The organism is Photobacterium sanguinicancri, from assembly GCF_024346675.1.
Taxonomy (GTDB): Bacteria; Pseudomonadota; Gammaproteobacteria; order Enterobacterales; family Vibrionaceae; genus Photobacterium; species Photobacterium sanguinicancri.
The window spans coordinates 2,726,462-2,747,003 of record NZ_AP024850.1; the positions used below are offsets into that span (position 1 = coordinate 2,726,462).

The 20,542-nt window shown below is 44.4% G+C and carries 14 protein-coding genes and 9 tRNA genes; 13 read left to right on the top strand and 10 right to left on the bottom strand.

Going from position 1 to position 20,542, the window contains the following annotated elements:
- Nucleotides 1-5 precede the first annotated feature (5 nt).
- On the top strand, nt 6-845 hold the full coding sequence (locus tag OCU87_RS12625; protein WP_261857319.1) for a capsule biosynthesis GfcC family protein: 840 nt from the start codon (nt 6-8) through the stop codon (nt 843-845).
- Complete coding sequence (locus tag OCU87_RS12630; protein WP_261857320.1) at nt 845-3,046, top strand: YjbH domain-containing protein; 2,202 nt, start codon at nt 845-847, stop codon at nt 3,044-3,046. Before OCU87_RS12625 ends, OCU87_RS12630 begins: the two co-directional genes overlap by 1 nt.
- Before the next feature lie 73 nt (nt 3,047-3,119).
- Here the strand turns inward: OCU87_RS12630 and OCU87_RS12635 are convergent, their stop codons facing one another.
- The 4 genes from OCU87_RS12635 to OCU87_RS12650 are packed head-to-tail and all read right to left on the bottom strand — an operon-like array spanning nt 3,120 to nt 5,835.
- On the bottom strand, nt 3,120-4,031 hold the full coding sequence (locus tag OCU87_RS12635) for a glucosamine inositolphosphorylceramide transferase family protein (protein WP_261857321.1): 912 nt from the start codon (nt 4,029-4,031) through the stop codon (nt 3,120-3,122).
- A gap of 8 nt (nt 4,032-4,039) precedes the next feature.
- Entirely contained in the window at nt 4,040-4,951 is a 912-nt protein-coding gene (locus tag OCU87_RS12640; protein WP_261857322.1) for a GNAT family N-acetyltransferase, read from the bottom strand.
- 55 nt (nt 4,952-5,006) lie between these two features.
- Complete coding sequence (locus tag OCU87_RS12645; RefSeq protein WP_261857323.1) at nt 5,007-5,267, bottom strand: YfcL family protein; 261 nt, start codon at nt 5,265-5,267, stop codon at nt 5,007-5,009.
- A gap of 31 nt (nt 5,268-5,298) precedes the next feature.
- Nucleotides 5,299-5,835 carry an elongation factor P hydroxylase gene (locus OCU87_RS12650; RefSeq protein ID WP_261857324.1) on the bottom strand — a complete coding sequence of 179 codons (537 nt, stop codon included), beginning with the start codon at nt 5,833-5,835 and terminating at the stop codon, nt 5,299-5,301.
- Between the two features lie 266 nt (nt 5,836-6,101).
- Between OCU87_RS12650 and OCU87_RS12655 the strand changes: the two genes are divergently transcribed.
- Nucleotides 6,102-6,758, top strand: coding sequence for a trimeric intracellular cation channel family protein (locus tag OCU87_RS12655; RefSeq protein WP_261857325.1), 657 nt, complete (start codon nt 6,102-6,104; stop codon nt 6,756-6,758).
- A 144-nt stretch (nt 6,759-6,902) separates the two neighbouring features.
- Here the strand turns inward: OCU87_RS12655 and aroC are convergent, their stop codons facing one another.
- From aroC to OCU87_RS12675, 4 genes are all read right to left on the bottom strand, one after another.
- Nucleotides 6,903-7,988 carry a chorismate synthase gene (aroC, locus tag OCU87_RS12660; RefSeq protein ID WP_094957816.1) on the bottom strand — a complete coding sequence of 362 codons (1,086 nt, stop codon included), beginning with the start codon at nt 7,986-7,988 and terminating at the stop codon, nt 6,903-6,905.
- A 194-nt stretch (nt 7,989-8,182) separates the two neighbouring features.
- Nucleotides 8,183-9,385: a 23S rRNA pseudouridine(2604) synthase RluF gene (gene rluF, locus OCU87_RS12665; protein ID WP_261857326.1), complete on the bottom strand. Its 1,203-nt coding sequence runs from the start codon at nt 9,383-9,385 to the stop codon at nt 8,183-8,185.
- 381 nt (nt 9,386-9,766) lie between these two features.
- Entirely contained in the window at nt 9,767-12,907 is a 3,141-nt protein-coding gene (locus OCU87_RS12670; protein ID WP_261857327.1) for a multidrug efflux RND transporter permease subunit, read from the bottom strand.
- Nucleotides 12,907-14,019 (bottom strand): efflux RND transporter periplasmic adaptor subunit, encoded by a 1,113-nt coding sequence (locus OCU87_RS12675; RefSeq protein ID WP_261857328.1) that lies wholly within the window; start codon nt 14,017-14,019, stop codon nt 12,907-12,909. The genes OCU87_RS12670 and OCU87_RS12675 overlap by 1 nt, the downstream gene beginning before the upstream one ends.
- A 203-nt stretch (nt 14,020-14,222) precedes the next feature.
- Here OCU87_RS12675 and OCU87_RS12680 point away from each other — a divergent pair.
- From OCU87_RS12680 to OCU87_RS12725, 10 genes are all read left to right on the top strand, one after another.
- A tRNA-Tyr gene (locus OCU87_RS12680) sits at nt 14,223-14,307 on the top strand.
- Nucleotides 14,308-14,377: 70 nt separating this feature from the next.
- A tRNA-Tyr gene (locus OCU87_RS12685) sits at nt 14,378-14,462 on the top strand.
- A gap of 72 nt (nt 14,463-14,534) precedes the next feature.
- Nucleotides 14,535-14,619 (top strand) — tRNA-Tyr (locus OCU87_RS12690).
- Nucleotides 14,620-14,691: 72 nt separating this feature from the next.
- Nucleotides 14,692-14,776: transfer RNA gene (locus tag OCU87_RS12695), tRNA-Tyr, on the top strand.
- 71 nt (nt 14,777-14,847) lie between these two features.
- Nucleotides 14,848-14,932 (top strand) — tRNA-Tyr (locus OCU87_RS12700).
- Between the two features lie 71 nt (nt 14,933-15,003).
- Nucleotides 15,004-15,088: transfer RNA gene (locus tag OCU87_RS12705), tRNA-Tyr, on the top strand.
- Between the two features lie 71 nt (nt 15,089-15,159).
- Nucleotides 15,160-15,244, top strand: a tRNA-Tyr gene (locus OCU87_RS12710).
- A 72-nt stretch (nt 15,245-15,316) separates the two neighbouring features.
- Nucleotides 15,317-15,401 (top strand) — tRNA-Tyr (locus OCU87_RS12715).
- A gap of 71 nt (nt 15,402-15,472) precedes the next feature.
- Nucleotides 15,473-15,557, top strand: a tRNA-Tyr gene (locus OCU87_RS12720).
- 312 nt (nt 15,558-15,869) lie between these two features.
- Nucleotides 15,870-17,726 (top strand): response regulator, encoded by a 1,857-nt coding sequence (locus OCU87_RS12725; RefSeq protein WP_261857329.1) that lies wholly within the window; start codon nt 15,870-15,872, stop codon nt 17,724-17,726.
- A gap of 189 nt (nt 17,727-17,915) precedes the next feature.
- On the opposite strand, the gene OCU87_RS12730 is transcribed toward OCU87_RS12725, so the two are convergent.
- Both OCU87_RS12730 and OCU87_RS12735 read right to left on the bottom strand, forming a co-directional pair.
- Nucleotides 17,916-19,334: a YfcC family protein gene (locus OCU87_RS12730; RefSeq protein WP_261857330.1), complete on the bottom strand. Its 1,419-nt coding sequence runs from the start codon at nt 19,332-19,334 to the stop codon at nt 17,916-17,918.
- A 47-nt stretch (nt 19,335-19,381) separates the two neighbouring features.
- Nucleotides 19,382-20,449 carry an alanine/ornithine racemase family PLP-dependent enzyme gene (locus OCU87_RS12735; protein WP_261857331.1) on the bottom strand — a complete coding sequence of 356 codons (1,068 nt, stop codon included), beginning with the start codon at nt 20,447-20,449 and terminating at the stop codon, nt 19,382-19,384.
- Between the last annotated feature and the right edge of the window lie 93 nt (nt 20,450-20,542).

Genomic DNA, 20,542 nt, shown 5'->3' on the forward strand with positions numbered 1-20,542 from the left:
ATATCATGAAATCGTTACTTACCCCTTTGCTGCTCCTCGTATTGTCATTGCTAACAGCTTCAGCTACTTATGCAGAGACAGCAAATACCAGGGTACAAATACATACAGGCCAAGCTCTGGATCAAGGTCAAGGTCTAGCTCAAAGTAAAAGCAAACAAATCACTCTGAGCTATGCGAGTGCTGTGCGCACCGAGCAAGTTTTGAAAGACGCGCAATTACAAATCGCTAAACACTCATTGCTAACGACGCCTGTGTATTGGTTACAAGCCGCTATTTTCACTCAGCCTTTAGAGCAAGAAAAGTCTGCTTTATTAGCTTTAATTACAGAAAAACAAAGTGAATACGATATAACTGATGAACGTTATACTGCGCTAGCAGCACTGCATCAGTTTATTTCAAACAGTCACTTTGCTAAACGTGCACCGCTTCAATTGGATTACGACCAAGCCCGAATCACCAATAGTGCGAATCCGTTATTATCAGGCGAATTAACACTGCAATTGCCTGCTCGTTCAGAGCAGGTTTGGGTACTAGGCGCAGTAACAGAAGCTGGTGTTATAAACTGGCAACAACGACTATCAACCGCTAAGTACTTAGATCAAGCTAAAGCGATTTCTGCGGCTGAGAATGATACTGCGGTTGTTATTCAGCCTGACGGCAAAATTCAGACGCACCCAATCGCCTATTGGAATGAGCGCCACCATGACATCGCCCCCGGTGCCATCATTTACCAGCCGTTTACTGGCGGTTGGCTGGCACCATTGGATAATTTGGGTTTTGACGCTTCAGGATTTAACGAGATAAACCAAGCGGCTGTTTCCCTACTAAGGGAGCGAGTATTGTAATGAAAAAAACAAACACTTTTGCGCTTTCGGCGTTAGCACTTGCGTTAGCGCCTCTTAGCCATGTTCAAGCCGATGAGTTTGACTCCCCTGCATTTACCCCTTCACAATCTGATTTTGGTGGCGTGGGTTTAATGCAAATGCCAACCGGGCGCGTTGCCAAAGAAGGTGAATTTACCTTAGGCGCTACCTATAACGATGAATATCATCATTATACGGTTTCACTGCAGCTGCTCCCTTGGATGGAAACCACTATTCGTTATACTTTAGTGCAAGATTTACTGTATAGCGGTGACGAAGGGTTTAGTGGCCAAACTAAATATACCGATAAAGGCATCGACGTTAAGTTCCGCCTGCTAGAAGAAAGTTACTGGCTGCCAGAAACCTCTATTGGTTTGCGTGATATAGGCGGTACAGGGCTATTTGATGGTGAATTTATTGCCGCCAGCAAACATGTTGGCCCGCTTGATTTTACCTTAGGGGTTGGTTGGGGCTATATCGGCAACAGTGCTAATTTAAGTGGCGATAAAGCAGCAGGCCGAGATTGTGGCCGTGATACCTCTTATAAAGGTAAAGGTGGTCAAGTTGATTACAGCCGTTGGTTCACTGGTTGTGCTGCCGTCTTTGGTGGGGTTGAATACCAAACGCCTTGGGCACCGCTGCGCTTAAAGGCTGAATGGGATGGCAACGACTATAAGAGTGACTTTCCTGTTACTCGTGGCCGTATCGACATGCCGCAAGATAGCCAAGTCAACTATGGCGCCCTATACCGTTTAGGTCACTGGGGTGACATGCGTTTAAGTTATGAACGCGGCAATACTTGGACCTTTGGCGTTAACCTAAGTACCAACTTTAATGACTTAACCACGACCTGGCACGATGAGCCGAAAGTTACTTATACACCGACATCACCACAAGCAGATGTCAGCACAACAGATTGGCAACGAGTGAAAGAGCAACTTGCGACCAATGCTGGTTATGATGATGCTAATATTTACGTACAAGAAAAAGACGCCTTAACAGGCAGTAAGTCATCGATCACCGTGGTTGGTGATCAAACAAAATATCGTGATCGTAATGAAGCCCATGAACGTGCCGCGTTAGTGTTAGCAGAGACAGGGATTAACGTTGATGAGTATCGCTTGGTTGAAACCAAGAATCACCAATCGACCACTGAAACCCGTATTGATGCCGAGCAATTTGCCAAAGTTGCTAATCATGAATATATCGATGCCAACGTTGAAGACACTAGCTCAACCGCAACACCAACGGCAGCACAAGGGCGACAAGTTGCAAGTGCAGACAATGACTTCGATTGGGGAATTGCCCCTACACTGCAACAGTCATTTGGTAGTCCTGAAGCTTTCTATTTGTTTAACGTCGGTATTAATGCCAATGCCTCTTACTGGTTAGGCAATCATGTTGAAGCCAGTGGTTCGGTGTATTTCAACATCTACGATAACTACGACCAGTTTAAGTACCAAGGTCCACCACCAGATGGTACTGATTTGAAACGTGTCCGTACCTTGGTGCGTAGCTATATTAGCGATAATCCTGTGCGCCTTGATAACTTGCAATTGACTTGGATGGATCACTTTGGCGATAACTTCTATAGCCAAGCTTATGGCGGTTACCTTGAGATGATGTTTGGTGGTATTGGGGGTGAAGTTTTATATCGTCCAATGGGCAGCAACTGGGCGGTGGGTTTCGATGTTAACTATGTTAAACAGCGCGATCCAGAATCACCATTAGGTTTTTACAGTGAAGAGCGTCAGTTTGATTCAAGTACCGGCCGTTACTACCGAGTACAAACGGGGACAGTTACAGGCCATGCAAGTGTATATTACACCCCGCAATGGAGCATATTGCCTGACACCTTATTGAAAGTAAGTGCTGGCCAGTACTTAACGGAAGATAAAGGGATGACAGTTGATTTCTCGAAACAGTTTGATAGTGGTGTAATTGCAGGTGCATTTGCATCTTTCACTAACCTATCGGCAGAGGAGTTCGGTGAAGGTAGCTTTACTAAGGGCTTCTATGTGTCGATTCCGTTTGATTTGATGACAGTGAAACCAAGTAACAACCGTGCAACCGTATCTTGGGTACCGCTGACTCGCGATGGTGGCCAAATGCTAAATCGTAAGTACAGTTTGTACGATATGACCGATGCGCGATCACCTTGGTATAGCCGAGCCGCTCAGTAACTGCTTTACTCACCAATAAAAAAAGAGCTTGTCGTTACAAGCTCTTTTTTATGACTATGAACCACTAAATAATTTATGAAAATAAACGTTCAACATTTAATGCTTTCATAACTTTGAAAACTGTTTTCCGGAATACATTTACGCCTTTTCTTAACGTAACTTTACCGTCAATTACCGCGATTCCATCACAGTAACTTAAGGTATGTAAACCATCTGGGAAGGGAACAATAGGCTTGATATCTTTAACAAAAGACTCTTTATATTCTGTAGGAGAGATAGTATCAATACGCACTAAGTTCACTTTACCACCGTAAGTAAATTCACAGTCTTGAGTAACTCTGTACATTTCGTCTTTATTATCTAATATTCCTCCACCATTTCTACCGACATTTAGACTATCGGCAATAGGTGACTGAGGATGAGAGAAGTACGGCCCAAATAATTGTTCTGAACAAAAAAGAAGTTGTTCAAAAGGGGCTGATGCGATTGAGGTAAATAAATAGTATTTCCCTTCAACTTCCTTGATGCAACTATCATTGTACTGTGCACCAGAAAGAATAACTGATTCTTTTTTAAAACAACGCTCTTGTCTATTAAATTTATAAAGCGATATTTCATTTAAGTCTAATGTCTCAGGGACACAATATAACTCACCATTAAACTCAATCATGAAAGGAAATGATTTGTGCCCTTTCACTCTATTTAGTTCATTAAAAAAATCATAGCGCTGGCCATTTAAGTCAATACACTCAAGCTTACCATTCCCGTGTAAGTAATCAAACACTTCATAAGCAATGTAATGCTTACCATCAAGCTTAAAGACAAATGGATCAGCCTCGTAATCATATCCAGACAAATCCAACCAACGAACGACCTGCGGTTCAATCTCGCCATTGACAATAGTCGCAATGTCCGTATTAATAACACCAATACGCCACTTATCTTGCTCTAGCAATTTTTGAGTTATTTTTTCAACTATGTTCATAGGTTATCTTAGTTATCACATGATGCAAAAGTAATGTATGAAGGGTCTAAATCTTTAAAATCTTCAGTGTAATCGGTGAAGAAAAACCTTACTTCTGTACCAACAGTTCGTTGATAGCAAAAGGATTTATAAACATCCATGGATGATGATTCTGGAAATGAAAAGATCTTAGGTAGAAGAGTAGATCTTAATACTTTACTTTCAAAGCCCTCATCAGCCAAGTAATGCACAACACGATCAAAAATCCCTTTAAACTTGTACGACACAATTAAACCTATCAAGCTACCATTGTAAGAAACAGCCTCAACTTTATATGCCTTCGATGGATTAGACATATACTTCCAAAATATAAAGTGACAATCTGTCTTAACCGTAAGGTTAGTGGTGTTACTTAAATAATTAATTTCATCTTCATATTTAAACAAATCATCCTTACTCTTTATTTCGGTATGTTTCACTCCAGAGGAAATCAGGGTTGATTTAGATAAATAGGATTTATAAGGCTGACCAAACTTCATACGTGTTCTTTTCCAACCAGGTGTTGCAGCATCATTGGGATGACCAATAAGGAATTGCTCTTTCTCTTTCACCTCTTCAATTGTTTTTCTAATCATTTTGATGAAAAGGCTTTTATCTCTATGCTCAGGGTGAGTTAAAACATCAGCAGCAAAAAAGCCAACTTTAGTTGCCCCTTTATGCTGAACATTCAAAGGAATTAAGAACATATTACCAATGATTTTATCCTCAAGGGTAACAATAACGCACTTACCTATCGACACCGGGTTCTTTAATAAGAACCACTCTAAATAACCATTGATAAAAACACGATTATCATCAGAGTAATAACTATGGTAAAAATCTTTTAAATCACCAATTAAGTTTTCACTCGCATCGTGGACTTGTACTTTAATATCATTCACGTTTAAACCAACTCCAGAGCAGATTAAATTTTTATATTTTACTGACAGTAAGGCATTAAGCGTCCTTCAGTGATTCCCACATTGCTTTTACGATCACTTGATCTGCCGGGCTTAGCTCTGATTGTGCTTGTGCGATGCTCGCATCTACTGCTGTTTTCATTTCTTCAACGCAGTTAATGTCATTTTGTTCACAGCTAGCTGCTGACAACGAGATATGTCCACGTAAATAGCCACCAGCAAAAAGCTCGTCATCTGAAGCGGTTTCAACCATATGGTCGATGTGAGTAAGCAATTTTTCTTCGTATTGCTGGATCATAGAAATCTCTCTACTTTGTTACCGTAAATATTTATAAAACGAGTTCAGGAAAGCACGCTTGCGTTAGCGGTACGATACCATAATGTTCACGCAGCGCATCCGATAGCATCTTGGCACGATCTGGAATTCCACAGTTTAAATAGGTGAATACCTGTGCTCGTACTTTCGCCGTGAAGCCTACCCTATCAGGCTCGCAATCACCACTCAAGTTGTCGCAACTCACGCTAAACGCAAAACCACAGCTGGCGGCTAAGATCCACTCGATAGCTTGTGGTTTAATTTCTACTTTTTCAAACTCAGCTTGTATCGCTTCAGTGCGTCCATCGGGTTCATACCAATAGCCATAATCTTCCAATAAGCGGCGCTGAGGGCCCGCTATACACCAGTGTGCGATCTCATGTAGCCCAGAAGCAAAGTAACCGCGTGCAAAGATAATACGGTGGTGACGATGCTCATCATCAGCTGGAAGGTAAATAGGTTCATCACCACCCAGAATCAGCTCAGTATTATACGATTCTAAAAAAGTACTATTAAATACGGATATAAGGTTGTTGTAATCGTGTGACATTCTACTGCGAAAAGTGGCCAATAACTGCGGCTATGATGCGGAAAGTCGTCGCTAAAGTCTACTTATGCTCAAAATTACATCTAGCAGGTTAGATCGCATCCTGTCTTCAAATATCTAGCTGTAACTAATTACTTCATTTTATAAAAAGAAGAATTAAGCATGATTTCAATTCATGTATGTGTTTTTTCTTTTCATTCGATAATGACCTTCATCACAATTACAATTCAAGTCATTGTTAGCCCTCTTATTTATAGTGATTATTTTTCATGCTATTAACAACTCTCTACATTATAGGTATTACTGCGGAAGCGATGACTGGCGCAATTGCGGCTGGTAAGCGTCATATGGACTGGTTTGGTGTCATGTTAGTGGCCAGTGCGACAGCAATTGGCGGTGGTACGGTACGCGATGTGCTTTTAGGTCACTACCCGTTGGGTTGGGTGGCAAACCCGCAGTATCTTGTGATTACTTGTTTAGCTGGTTTGTTTACCACGCTAGTGGCGAAGTGGGTTATGCGTTACCACAAAATCTTCGTGATTTTGGATGCGGTTGGCCTGATTGTCTTTAGTATTATAGGTTGCCGTGTGGCGATGGATATGGGGTTACCGCCGCTTATCTGTATCGTCTCAGCCGTTGTTACCGGTATTTTTGGTGGTTTACTGCGTGATTTGATTTGTCGTCGTCAACCTATGGTGCTTCATAAAGAGCTGTATGCTTCTGTGGCCTTCCTTGCAGGTGGTATGTATTTCGGCATGATGTACTTTGAAGTGCCAGAGTTAATTACAACAGTGGCGACCTTAGTGGTGGGTTTTGTGGCACGTATGGCGGCAGTTCAGCTGAGTTGGAGCTTACCTGTGTTCAAGCTGGATGACGAAACCAGCATCGTTGTTGCACCGAAAGAGTCAGCGACTGACACTAAATAACGGTATCAGCAGAGACAACAAGATCACCAACGAAAAAGGCGAGCCATTGTGAATGACTCGCCTTTTCTCTATCTGTTCGTTTTATCAGCTATACAGCACTTAATCGCCCTAGGCTAAGCATTAAAGCGCTAAAACATTAAAACGCTAAATCTTGGGTGTATCTGTTCGCACATCAGCATTTTGACCGCGGTGGCGCAGTAAGTGATCCATTAAAGTGATCGCCAGCATCGCTTCTGCAATCGGTACCGCGCGGATCCCTACACATGGGTCGTGACGGCCTTTGGTGATCACTTCGGCACTCTCACCTTGCTTGGTAATGGTTTCGCCCGGTACTGTAATACTAGAGGTTGGTTTCAGCGCAATGTGCGCCACAATATCTTGGCCAGACGAGATCCCACCCAAGATGCCACCCGCATGATTGGTTTTAAAGCCTTCAGGTGTCATTGCATCGCGGTGTTGACTGCCACGCTGTTCTACTACTTCAAAACCATCGCCAATTTCAACGCCTTTGACTGCGTTAATGCTCATTAGCGAATGGGCCACATCGGCATCTAAGCGATCGAAGACTGGCTCACCTAAACCAACAGGGACATTATTGGCGACAACCGTTAGCTTAGCGCCAATTGAATCACCGTCTTTTTTAAGGTTGCGGATCAGTTCATCAAAGGCGTCGACTTTATCGACATCAGGGCAAAAGAAAGCGTTCTGCTCAATTTGCGCCCAATCGACTTTATCGATTTTCACATCACCCATTTGCGACAAGTAAGCACGTACTTCAATGCCGTGTACTTGCTTAAGGTATTTTTTGGCAACAGCACCTGCAGCAACACGCATCGCTGTTTCACGCGCAGATGAGCGACCACCGCCACGGTAATCACGTACCCCGTATTTTTGGTGGTAAGTGTAATCAGCATGGCCAGGACGGAATAAATCTTGGATGTTGGAATAGTCTTTTGAGCGTTGATCGGTATTTTCAATCAACAGACCGATAGATGTGCCCGTGGTTTGGCCTTCAAACACACCGGATAGAATTTTCACTTCGTCGGCTTCACGACGCTGCGTAGTATATTTCGAGGTGCCAGGGCGACGACGATCTAAGTCATGCTGCATATCGGTTTCGTTAAGCGCAAGTCCAGGCGGACAACCGTCAATAATGCAGCCTAGCGCTAGGCCATGGCTTTCGCCAAATGTTGTTACTCGGAATAATTGTCCAATTGTATTACCAGCCATTACTTCCCCTGTCTGCTTTCCGACTATGTCTATGATCTCTCTAATGAGTACATAGTGCAAATTCGACGGGGGGATTGCAAGGACTAATCCATGCCAAATAAATTGTATGCTGTCGTCTGTTTAGCAGGCACAAAAAAGGCCAAATACACTCTGTATTTAGCCTTTCGAGTTAGATTCAAATTAGTAAGCTCAAATTAGCTTTCTTTCTTTGATTTCCACTTTTTAATGCCGCTTGATGCAGGCTTACGATCACGCGGCGCTTCGCTACGTTGATTGTTGCTACTATTGCCTTGAGAGCGATCTTGGTTGCGGCCTTGAGGACGCGCCTGATCTTGTCGACCATTTCCATTTCGTTCTGTGTTGGTGCGATCTGTGCGTTGGTTAGCACCAGAACGATAGCCCTCATGGCTGCCATTGTTAGAACGACGGCTACCAGAACGCTCTTCATCACGGTCGAAACGGCTACGCTCGCCTTTACCTTTATAAGTCTTAAATGATGAACGGTCATTGCTGCCCGTTCTATCATTACGACCACCACGTTCATTACTGCGCTGCTGTGCATCTTGTAGACGGCTATCAAACAACTTAGCATCGGTTGGCTTGGCGATTTTTTGGCCTTGTGAGTCGGTGCGTGATGCTTCTTCCGTACCCGATTGACCGTCGATCATCGCATGGATCTCTGCCATTTCCGCGTCTGTCATGTAACGCCATTTACCGTTTGGTAGGCCATCGATAGTGATGTTCATGATACGAACGCGGCGAAGCTTGTACACTTCATAGCCCAATGCTTCAACCATGCGACGAATTTGGCGGTTCAAGCCTTGTGTTAATACAATACGGAAAGAGAAATCAGTTTCTTTCACCACTTTACATGGCAGGGTCACTGTATCTAAAATTTCTACGCCTGAGCCCATTTTAGTAATGAATTCATCAGTGATGATGCGGTTTACACGTACCACGTATTCTTTTTCGTGGTTGTTGCCCGCACGCAAAATCTTATTCACGATGTCGCCATCGTTGGTCATGAAGATCAAACCATCAGAGAATTTATCCAAGCGACCAATAGGGAAAATACGCTTACGGTGGCCAATAAAATCAACGATGTTGTCTTTAATATGACGCTCTGTGGTACAAGTAACGCCAGTAGGCTTATTCAGTGCGATATAAATCGGCGCTTCTTTTGTTCGTAGCGCACGACCATCAACTAAAACTTCATCATTTGGCTGTACTTTAGTGCCCATCTCTGGCTCATTGCCATTAATAGTTACACGTCCTTGATCAATAAGCTTGTCCGCCTCACGGCGTGAGCAAAAGCCAGTATCACTGATAAATTTATTTAAACGAACGGCTTTCGCATCGTTCTGAGATTGATTGTTTGGCGTCTGATTCTGAGACATGATTTTCTTCTATTAATGAGCGTTTTTCAACGTAATCAAGGTTCGTCAATCCGGGCGATACATGCCCCAATTGCTATCAATTCTTTTGCAATCAGCAATTCTACCTAATCTATCCGTAAACCGAAAAGAAATTCACTGTTTATATCGCATTTAACCATAGTCTAATACCAATCCCATTACTTAGCGAAGCTGAGTCTTGTGTAATAAAAAACAATAATGCTGTGTTAATTGATGGGGGCATCTATAGGTGTGGGGTATCTATAGCTTTGGAGGATCTATAGCTTTGGAGGATCTATAGCTTTGGAGTATCTATGGACGGGTGGGAGCTAATTGAAGAAAACCGCCATCAGGCGGCCTTCTTCATTATCATAGCGATTACAATTACGACTTCGCTTCTGTGTGCGAGATATCACCGTGGGTTTGTCTAGCGACAAAGTCTTTTTGTAGCGCCAGTTCAAGCTGATCCGCCACATAACCCGGTGATTTGGTTTTCGCTGATAGCAAGCGGTACATCGCAGGGATCACGAACAAGGTCACGAATGTCGCAAAGGCCATGCCGAAGAACACCACAGTACCCACTGCGATACGGCTTTCTGAACCCGCACCCGTTGATAAGATCAAAGGTACAGAACCAAACAGAGTGGTAAAGGCTGTCATCAAGATCGGGCGTAAACGACGTTCAGATGCTTCGATAATGGCTTTTTCAAACTCAACCCCTTTATCACGCAGCTGATTGGCAAACTCCACAATCAAGATACCGTTTTTGGTTACCATACCGATGAGCATGATCATCCCGATTTGGCTGAAGATATTCAGGCTTTGTCCCAAAATAATCAGGCCCGCTAAGCCACCAAAGACCCCCATAGGGACAGTTAACATTACCACCAGTGGGTTAATGAAGCTCTCAAACTGCGCCGCTAGCACTAAGTACGCCACCAATAACGCCAAACCAAACACTAATAAGATACTGCTTTGGTTTTCACGGAAATCTTTCGACTCACCCGCGTAATCAATCGTGATGTCTTTCGGCAAACGATCGATCGCTTCGCTATCTAAGAACTCTAACGCCTCACCCAAGGTATAGCCCGGCACTAAGTTAGCTTTTAGCGTGATCGACTTTTGCTTTTGGTTATGGCTCAGCTTTTGTGCTGACGCCACTTCTTCAACACTTGCAACAGACTCTAGGGTTAATAGCTCGCCACTACGTGAACGAACATAGATTTGGCTTAAATCGGTCGCGTTATTAAAGCTGTTTTCATCACCACGTAAATAGACATCGTATTCTTCACCACGCTCAACAAAGGTGGTTTCTGTGGTACCGCCGAGCATAATTTCCAATGTTTTGGCGATATCAGCAACCGGAATACCCAACTCTGCCGCGCGAGGACGATTCACACTGACGACGAGTTCAGGAGTGGTTTCTGCGTAATCGAGATCCGCACCTTCCATCATAGAGCTTTCTTCTGCCAAGTTTTTCAGCACCGTCGCCCACTCAAACAGCTCGGTATAATCCGCACCATTAAGCACAAACTGGACAGGCTCAGAAGAACCACCACGGAAACCCGGCATGAACGGCCACACACGAACATCTGGAATACCCGTTAACGCTTTACGCACTTGGCTCAGCGCATCTGTCGCGCTAACGTCGCGCTCTAGCCAATCTTCAAGCTGCATAATAACGAAGCCCGTCTGATCCCCAGCTCGACCACCAAAAGCAGGTGTTTGGATACTGATAGATTTGATCACGCCCTCACCCACCATAGGTAATAAACGACGTTCGACTTCTTCGACGTTACCCACCATACGGTTATAACTGGTGCCTTCAGCCCCTTTAACAAAAGCAAAGATCACACCACGATCTTCTTGTGGTGCTAACTGAGCTGGGACAGATTTCAGCAAGACAAAACTCAAACCAATACAGGCTAATACCACAACAGGCGCGGCATAGCGGTAACGTACGGCAGCGGTAACCCATTTACGGTAACCCGCTTCTAGCTTGGTAAAGCCTCGATCAACCCATTGATTGAATTTACTGTGCTTAACGTTGGCTTTTAATAGCTTACTACCAAGTACAGGGCTTAATGTCAGTGCAATGATTGAGGAGAAGATCACCGACACCGCCAGCAATACCGAGAACTCAGTAAATAGCGGGCCAACCATCCCATCCATGAAGGAGATTGGCAGGAACACCATGACTAATACTACGGTGGTCGCGACTACCGCAAAACCCACTTCACGGGTGCCTTTATAAGCCGCTAGTAATGGCGGCTCGCCACGTTCAATATGGTGATAAATATTCTCGACTACGACTATGGCATCATCGACCACCAAGCCAATCGCCAGTATCAACGCCATTAAGGTTAATAGGTTAATAGAGAAACCAAAGAAGTACGCCACCATAAAGGCCGAAATCAGCGAGACAGGCACAGTGATCGCAGGGATCAGAGTGGCACGTGCTTGGCCGATAAAGATGTACAACACCATGACAACCAGCATGCCAGTTACAAACAACGTGCTGTAAACTTCGTTGATTGAGCGTTCAATAAACACCGTTGAATCGTAATCAACATATAAAGAAGTCCCCTCGGGAATAAAACGCTGCATGCGTTCGACTTCTTCGTACACCCCTTTTGATACATTCAATGGGTTGGCATCTGTCATGGTGATAATGCCAAGGCTTAGATTCGATACCCCGTTATTCTTAAAGGTCGCATTTTCGTTTTGCGCACCGATAGACACATCAGCCACGTCTTTCAGATAAATTGGCGAACCATCTTCGGCTGTACGCACCACCAAATAAGCGAAATCTTCTGCTGAACGATATAAACGCGCGGTACGTACCGACATGGTGGTCATATCGTTACGCACAATACCGCCAGGCAGCTCTACGTTTTCTTCATTGAGCGCACTCACAATGTCTTGAGTGGTAATGCCGCGGCCTGCCATTTGATCGGGCTTTAGCTTTACATACATGACGCGGTACAGCGCACCGCTTAAATCCACCGAACTTACACCGTTAATTAAGCTAAAGCGGTCAGTTAACACGCGTTCGGCATAATCGGTTAGCTGGGTTCGGTCCATCACGCTTGAGGTTAGATTGACGTAAACCGCAGGTTCACCACTGCCGTTATCTTTCGATACCACAGGATCATCAGCTTCATCAGGCAAACGGCGCTGTGCACGTGCCACCGCATCACGAATATCACTGACCCCTTCGGTTAGATTCCAATTCATCTCAAAGGTCACGCTGATCCGCGAAGAACCGTTACGTGTAGTTGATTGAATGGTGTCGATCCCGCTGATGCCTGAAAGTTCATCTTCCAACGGCGTGGTGATCCGACTTTCCATGATGGTTGCCGATGCCCCTTTATAAGAGGTATGGATCGACACCACAGGGCTTTCAACATCTGGCATTTCACGAACAGAGAGCTTAGAAAATGAAACAACACCAAAAATGACCAACAATAAGCTCAGTACAATCGCGACCACAGGACGCTTTACAGAGACATCAGATAACCACATTAGGCACCCGCCTTAATCTGAGTATCAGTCTTCGTCTTTTTTCCATCGGCCTGCTGCGCGGTCAAATCATTGACCGTTGCGCCATCTCGAATATTCACAAGTCCTTGCACCACGATGCGATCGCCAATGCCGACACCCGACTCAATCACCACTTCATTTTCAATACGTGCACCCAGCTCAACTTGGGTGCGGTGAGCGATACCCGCGTCATCCACCACGTAAACAAAACGCTTAGAACCAGAATACTCAAGTGCTTGAACAGGAATAATCGCCGCATCTTGAGGGATAAAATCCAGATTGGCTGCCATTAGCATCCCAGGTTTGAGCTTGTTCTCTTTATTATCAAAGTTGACTCGCACACGGATATTCAAGGAATCACGCTGTACGCGAGAATCAATCGCGACAATTTTTCCGCTAAAAGCGGTATTCAGCCATGCCTGACTGGTGGCATTCACTGTCATGCCTTCACGAAGAAAAGAGAGGTATTGCTCTGGTACTTGAATATCAAGACGCATCTTAGAAAGATCATCAAGTGAGAACAGTTCAGTGCCTGTTGCCACTAAGTGTCCTTCGCTGAAATCAATCAAACCAACAGTGCCAGCAAACGGCGCGCGAATAGCATGATCATCCAGTTGGGCTTTGGCTGCATCTAATCGCGCATCAGCAATTTGAACGCTAGCAAGCTGGCCGTTTAATTCTGTTTGGGTTAACGCGCCACGTTTCACTAAGCGTTCAAATTCAACGTATTTACGCTTTTCATCAGCCAAGTAAGCTTTCGCTTCACTATAACTAGCACGTGCCTTTGCATCGTCAAGCTGTAAGAGTAAGTCACCTTTATTCACTCGGCTATTCACACCAGCCGTAATACTATTTACCTTAGCTGACACTTCTGTTGCCACCATTACCGAGCGCTGCGCTTCCAGCTTACCCACTAACGAAAGGGATTGAGCAACAGGTTCTGAAGCAACAACACCCGTTGTCACTGCGACAGCACGTTGCGCCGCCATACTTTTCGACGATTTTTCAGCCGCTTGCGATTCGCCATTAAAGATAAACTGACTACCACCAGCCAAAGCGACAGCCACAACAACAGCAACAATTACTTTTTTCATGATAAAAAAACCATATAAATCTAGAGATCTAGCACTAGCTGAATAATATCTGAGTTATGTCACCTGCGCGGTAAAGAAATGTAAAGTTAAGCAATAAAGAGTCTAGCTAATACAATATGCCGAAAAATTCAGCAAGCGCGCAAAATTTAAAGAAAAAAGGTTTACAGCATCAGAGGGTTTGATATTATCCGCTCCGCACTTGTGGAGGGGTTCCCGAGTGGCCAAAGGGAACAGATTGTAAATCTGTCGGCTCTGCCTTCGATGGTTCGAATCCATCTCCCTCCACCATCATTTATTGAAATGCGCTGTAGCGGGTTTCAATTGGTTGAAAAGCCAAGACAATTTAGTAACACCCCGTGGAGGGGTTCCCGAGTGGCCAAAGGGAACAGATTGTAAATCTGTCGGCTCTGCCTTCGATGGTTCGAATCCATCTCCCTCCACCATCTTTCTTGAAATTCGCAATAGCGCGTTTCAATTGCTGTATTTTTGCCAAGTACAGTGTAGCAACACCCCGTGGAGGGGTTCCCGAGTGGCCAAAGGGAACAGATTGTAAATCTGTCGGCTCTGCCTTCGATGGTTCGAATCCATCTCCCTCCACCATCTTTCTTGAAGTTCGCAATAGCGCATTTCAATTGCTGTATTTTTGCCAAGTACAGTGTAGCAACACCCCGTGGAGGGGTTCCCGAGTGGCCAAAGGGAACAGATTGTAAATCTGTCGGCTCTGCCTTCGATGGTTCGAATCCATCTCCCTCCACCATCTTTCTTGAAATCCGCAATAGCGTGTTTCATTACTGTACTTTTGCCAAGTACAGTGTAGCAACACCCCGTGGAGGGGTTCCCGAGTGGCCAAAGGGAACAGATTGTAAATCTGTCGGCTCTGCCTTCGATGGTTCGAATCCATCTCCCTCCACCATCTTTCTGAAATCCGCAATAGCGCATTTCAATTGCTGTATTTTTGCCAAATACAGTGTAGCAACACCCCGTGGAGGGGTTCCCGAGTGGCCAAAGGGAACAGATTGTAAATCTGTCGGCTCTGCCTTCGATGGTTCGAATCCATCTCCCTCCACCATCTTTCTTGAAGTTCGCAGTAGCGCATTTCATTGCTGTATTTTTGCCAAATACAGTGTAGCAACACCCCGTGGAGGGGTTCCCGAGTGGCCAAAGGGAACAGATTGTAAATCTGTCGGCTCTGCCTTCGATGGTTCGAATCCATCTCCCTCCACCATCTTTCTTGAAATCCGCAATAGCGTGTTTCAATTGCTGTATTTTTGCCAAATACAGTGTAGCAACACCCCGTGGAGGGGTTCCCGAGTGGCCAAAGGGAACAGATTGTAAATCTGTCGGCTCTGCCTTCGATGGTTCGAATCCATCTCCCTCCACCATCTTTCTTGAAATTCGCAATAGCGCGTTTCATTGCTGTATTTTTGCCAAGTACAGTGTAGCAATACCCCGTGGAGGGGTTCCCGAGTGGCCAAAGGGAACAGATTGTAAATCTGTCGGCTCTGCCTTCGATGGTTCGAATCCATCTCCCTCCACCATCATTCAAGCCAGTTGCGAAAGCAACTGGCTTTTTCATGCCTGTTTTTCATGTAACCTCTTTGCATATCTAGAGCAACAGCACTCAAAGAGCGCTATAACACAAAAGCTAGCGTTCAAAAATTAGAGCTCAAAACTAGACCTTAAAACTAGGGTTCATTGTGTTCTATAAGCCACCTCAGATACTGCTTTCATCATATATCACGCAAAATGCCACTTATTGCATATACTGGTATTACACATAATAAAAAACACAATATAAGCAGTAAGACGTATAATTACTTGTGTCGAGCGATTGGCATTAAGGATCAAGGATGACGACAACTAACCTCAATGCTACACCCGCTATACATTGGGAAAAAATAAAAGTATTGATTGTCGATGACCAACGTTCGGCATCAACTCTACTGAAAAGTTTACTCACGCCATTAGGTATTAAGCATATTGATCTTGCAGATACCTACGACGAAGCGGTCCGTGCCTGCCGAAAAACCCATTACAACGTACTCATAACAGACTACCATTTGAATCAAGTACTTAACGGCAGTGAATTAATTTGTTTATTGCGCAGTAAACGGCTCCTTTCCTCTGCCTGCGGTATCATGATGATCTCGGGTGATCACTCCACTGAAGTGATCTTATCTACCCTTTCTGTTCAGCCAGATTGTTTTTTATCAAAACCGATCACCAATACCACACTCAAACAAAAGCTGACTCAAACACTAAAAGACAGCGAGATCCGTCAACCCGTTTATCACGCGCTTGAAATGCAACAAACAAAACGCGCGATCGAACTGTGTAAACAGCAATTAACCCAATTTGGTCATAACCAAAAACTGTCGGATTTATTACTCGATCTCTTGGTTGAAGAACAGGCTTGGCAGCAACTCCAGCCAATTTTGATATTTTTAACGGCTAAACATCCCAGCCATAAAGTGGCCGTTGTTGAAGCGAAAGTAATGGCGCATGAAGGACACTTAGAGCAAGCTATTCAACATTTAGAAGCCTTAATAGAACGCACGCCCCTTTGCATTGAAGCTTTTGATCTATTAGTGCAATATCAGCAAGTTAGCCATCGTCCCTTTGATGCTCTCGTCACCGCTAAACGTGCATTTCAATTAACACCGTCTGCAAGTCATCGGGCGCTAATTGTTGCTCAACAAGCCGCTGATTTAAATCAACCGGATGAACTGCTCAATGCAGGCCGCGTATTGGCAAATCACCTTCCTATTATTGATATCAGTTGGATTGTGCGCTTTGCCGAGTTTAATGCCATCTTTGAACAGCTGTACTTCTCGCCACGCACCAACCAATCGCGTCGACAGTTACGCCAAGAGCTCAAAGGCATTCAACTACGCGCTTTTAGCCGTCTATTACCCGCCCAGCAACCATTTTTAACAACCTATGGTCATATCGTTAGAGCACGTTTTTACCTTAGCGAAAATAAACCGCTAAAAGCGAAACGTCGCGCGTTAATTGGATTGAGTTATTATTTTGAGAAAATCACTAAACTGCCATCAGTTATTTTGATCGAGCTCTTGCCTATTTTGATCAACCTGGGAGAAGTGTTGCTGATCAGCGAAGTTCATCAAACCTTAAGTTTGCGTGACCAATTCGATGGCCATAGCTTACAACGTATTGATGCACTGCGGAGCAACACTGAGTCAGCTAACAGCATTAAAAATTTAGCGTTACAACTGAGTGAAGCGAAAGCATTGATCGTCAGCCATCCACAGCAAGCCATACGTTTATACGATCAGATTTTGATCCGCTACCCGTATAGTTCAGATGCTAACCTTGGTTATCTTGATGCATACAGCCGTCAAGGCTCTGTTCCAGAACCACAAGACCAAGCACTGCCACAAGACCAAGCACTACAACAAGACCAGGAACTGCCCTTAGATCAGCAACAAACACGGCCTTATTCTCGGCTACGCCGCCAAGCGATTAGCGTGATGCCACTGCCTGCGGATTACGAGGCATGGCGAAGCCGTATCTTCGATCAGCTCGATAATACACCTTCGCAGCAATTCAACGAACCGCCAGTCAATAGTCCTTGTTTACTCTCTATAGATCTTGCGCCTAACACAGAGACTGCGCTAAATACCGATGTTTCAACTGTCGCAAGACCAGAAGTGATTGAACTGGCGCCAGTCAATCACACCCAATAACTCGGCAAATTAGGTATCGGCACAGATAAAAAAATGCCCTCATGTTCAGACGACTATTGAACATGAAGGCATAAATGTATTTATTACTGATTATTTAGTTTCTAACGTCTAAATTCTCACTGTTTTATTATCATAGGTCTCTGTATACACAGACTTATACATAAGCTTATATATAGACTCGTTCAGGCATTAACCCAACACACTCGCACCCAATGACAACATAATGGTGTTAAGTACCACGAAGAAAGCAACCAGTGGACCAATGAATTTCAACCAAGTGATGTAAGGAACACGACCAATCGCAAGACCGCCCATTAGCACACCATAAGTTGGTGTAACGAATAATACAGTACCAATACCACACACAAACGCAGTTACCACCAACTCACGTCCTGTGTTCGCAAAGTCCGCCAAAGGTGCCAAAATAGGCATACTCATTACCGCAAGGCCTGATGTTGATGACACAACAAATGCCAATAGCATTTCTATCCAGTACACCGCATTAATGAACAATACTGAACTTTTACCAGCCACTAAGCCTTCTGAGTAGAACAAAATGGTATCAGTGATATTACCCGCTTCCATCACAACCACGATACCGCGAGCCACACCGACAATCAGTGCTACCCCGATTAAATCAGCAGCCCCTGCGACGAACGAGTTAATCAAATCATCTTCGCTCAGGCGACCCACGATGCCACAAATGATCCCCATCACAATGAACAAGGTACTCATTTCTGCCATCCACCAGCCTAAGGTAGATACACCGTAAATCATGATAACGAAGGTCGCAGCAAACAATGCCAATACAATTTTTTGTTTAAGCGTTAGTGCAACATCTAAATCACTGTCGTTACGGTTCGCTAAGAAATGATCTGCATTAGCTTTGTTAATATCCGCAATAAGCGAGCGGCTCGGATCTTTTTGGATCATCTTGGCGTAGCGAATAACGTACAAACAGCCAATGATCAGCGCAATGACCAAGATACCAAGACGAAGCCCAAAGCCATCAAGGAAGTCGACCCCACCCGCATTTGATGCAATCACGTTACCAAATGGGTTTATGGTTGACCCTAACGTACCAATACCTGACCCGACAAAGATAACCGCCACCGCAACAAGAGCATCAAAGCCAGCAGCAATAAAGATAGGAATTAACAAGCCATAGAAAGCCAAGGTTTCTTCTGCCATACCGTAACTGGTACCGCCAAGTGCAAATAAGGTCATCAAAATAGGGATCATCATGATTTCTCGACCTTTTAGTCGGATCATAATGCGTGTTATACCCGCATCAATTGCCCCTGTTTTGGTGATAATGCCCAAGAAGCCGCCGACCATTAGCACAAATAGACTCACATCCATAGCACCAACAATGTTGGTGGCAGGATCGTAAAAGCCTGAGATCGGTGCCATTAGCGTATCGAGCACACCTTGTGGTGATGCTTCAATCTGGTGATATGACCCAGGAATAGGCACATCACGCCCTAAGGCTTCGTTAAATACCCGCTCGTATTGTCCCGCTGACAGTATGTGTGTCAGCAAAGCAAAAAAAACAATTAACCCCAATAAAATGGTGAACGCATTTGGAAACTTCTTAATCTTAAACATGGAACCCTCGCATTATTATTATTCGCGACGTACAAGGAAAAATTTGATTAATTACGCACATAAGATTTATGTACGAACTCAGAGGTAGCGCATTGCAATACACCGCCGTAACCCAATTCAAAGGTCACCACGCTGCCAATTTGGTATTCAGACTCGCAGTCTGTTAGATCTAAAATAAGGTGATCACTGCTACCACCAACAACCGTGATACGGCTATCGCTTGGGATGATTTGATCAATATCGACATCTTGACGGCCGATGGCGCATAGGCCACGACAGCGAATACCGCGATCAACAAACTCAGGCGTGTTACCGAATGCATCAAGTGCGGTGGAAAGTGTTGGTACTGAAGGCTTATGTTTGATTTCAATGAGCTCAGCGTGTAGATGGATGGCATCTTGCTGAGTATGGGGAACAGGTTCATCATTAAGGCCAATGCCCATGATCACTGAAGCACCAAGGCGCAGTTGATTGACTTGCGATGGCATTTCTTTTGCCATCATCAGCGTTAAACCTGCAGAACTTGCACCAGAGATCACTGATAGTTTAATGTTGTATTTCGATTCAATTTTCTCAGCCAGTGCAACCAACTGATTTTGATTATCGGCACTTGGGGCAACGCCGCCATAACAAGCTAAATTACTGCCTAACCCTATCAATTCAAGATTAGGAAGCGACAACACTAATTCAGCTAGCCACAAGGTTTCATTTTCATCGAAACAACCTTCACGTAAATCGCCTAAATCATGCATGAGCACTATGCGGTGCTGTTTATTGGCTTTAACCGCGGCTTCTGACAAGGCACACAACACGGTAGATTCAGAATTCAGTGAAATATCAGCCAGTGCTACTACCTCTTCAACTTCCGAAAAAGACGGTAAGCGGATCAACATTTTATCGACCGTCAAATGCTGGTAACGAGCAAGATTGATTAACCGAGCATCACCAAGGATTTCAATTCCTCCGGTCACCATTGCTTGTGCTAATTCAGGTGCACCGAGTAATAATTTGGTTACTCCGACAGGCTTAACACCGTAGTCTTTACAAGACTTCACCATATTGGCGGCATTCGATTCAATCGTGTCGAGATTTATGGATAGTTGTGGGTACTGCATATTTCATCCTGTTAATAGTACAACGCCTTGGTTGCTATTAACCGAAATTTACCCTCTCGCTAAAATAGTTAGTTTGGCATGTTTACATGCCAA

Excerpts from the sequence above, each read along its gene's own strand:
- OCU87_RS12625 (WP_261857319.1), top strand. The coding sequence starts at position 6 with ATGAAATCGTTACTTACCCCTTTGCTGCTCCTCGTATTGTCATTGCTA.
- OCU87_RS12630 (WP_261857320.1), top strand. The coding sequence starts at position 845 with ATGAAAAAAACAAACACTTTTGCGCTTTCGGCGTTAGCACTTGCGTTA.
- OCU87_RS12635 (WP_261857321.1), bottom strand. The coding sequence starts at position 4,031 with ATGAACATAGTTGAAAAAATAACTCAAAAATTGCTAGAGCAAGATAAG.
- OCU87_RS12645 (WP_261857323.1), bottom strand. The coding sequence starts at position 5,267 with ATGATCCAGCAATACGAAGAAAAATTGCTTACTCACATCGACCATATG.
- OCU87_RS12650 (WP_261857324.1), bottom strand. The coding sequence starts at position 5,835 with ATGTCACACGATTACAACAACCTTATATCCGTATTTAATAGTACTTTT.
- OCU87_RS12655 (WP_261857325.1), top strand. The coding sequence starts at position 6,102 with ATGCTATTAACAACTCTCTACATTATAGGTATTACTGCGGAAGCGATG.
- aroC (WP_094957816.1), bottom strand. The coding sequence starts at position 7,988 with ATGGCTGGTAATACAATTGGACAATTATTCCGAGTAACAACATTTGGC.
- rluF (WP_261857326.1), bottom strand. The coding sequence starts at position 9,385 with ATGTCTCAGAATCAGACGCCAAACAATCAATCTCAGAACGATGCGAAA.
- OCU87_RS12670 (WP_261857327.1), bottom strand. The coding sequence starts at position 12,907 with ATGTGGTTATCTGATGTCTCTGTAAAGCGTCCTGTGGTCGCGATTGTA.
- OCU87_RS12675 (WP_261857328.1), bottom strand. The coding sequence starts at position 14,019 with ATGAAAAAAGTAATTGTTGCTGTTGTTGTGGCTGTCGCTTTGGCTGGT.
- OCU87_RS12725 (WP_261857329.1), top strand. The coding sequence starts at position 15,870 with ATGACGACAACTAACCTCAATGCTACACCCGCTATACATTGGGAAAAA.
- OCU87_RS12730 (WP_261857330.1), bottom strand. The coding sequence starts at position 19,334 with ATGTTTAAGATTAAGAAGTTTCCAAATGCGTTCACCATTTTATTGGGG.
- OCU87_RS12735 (WP_261857331.1), bottom strand. The coding sequence starts at position 20,449 with ATGCAGTACCCACAACTATCCATAAATCTCGACACGATTGAATCGAAT.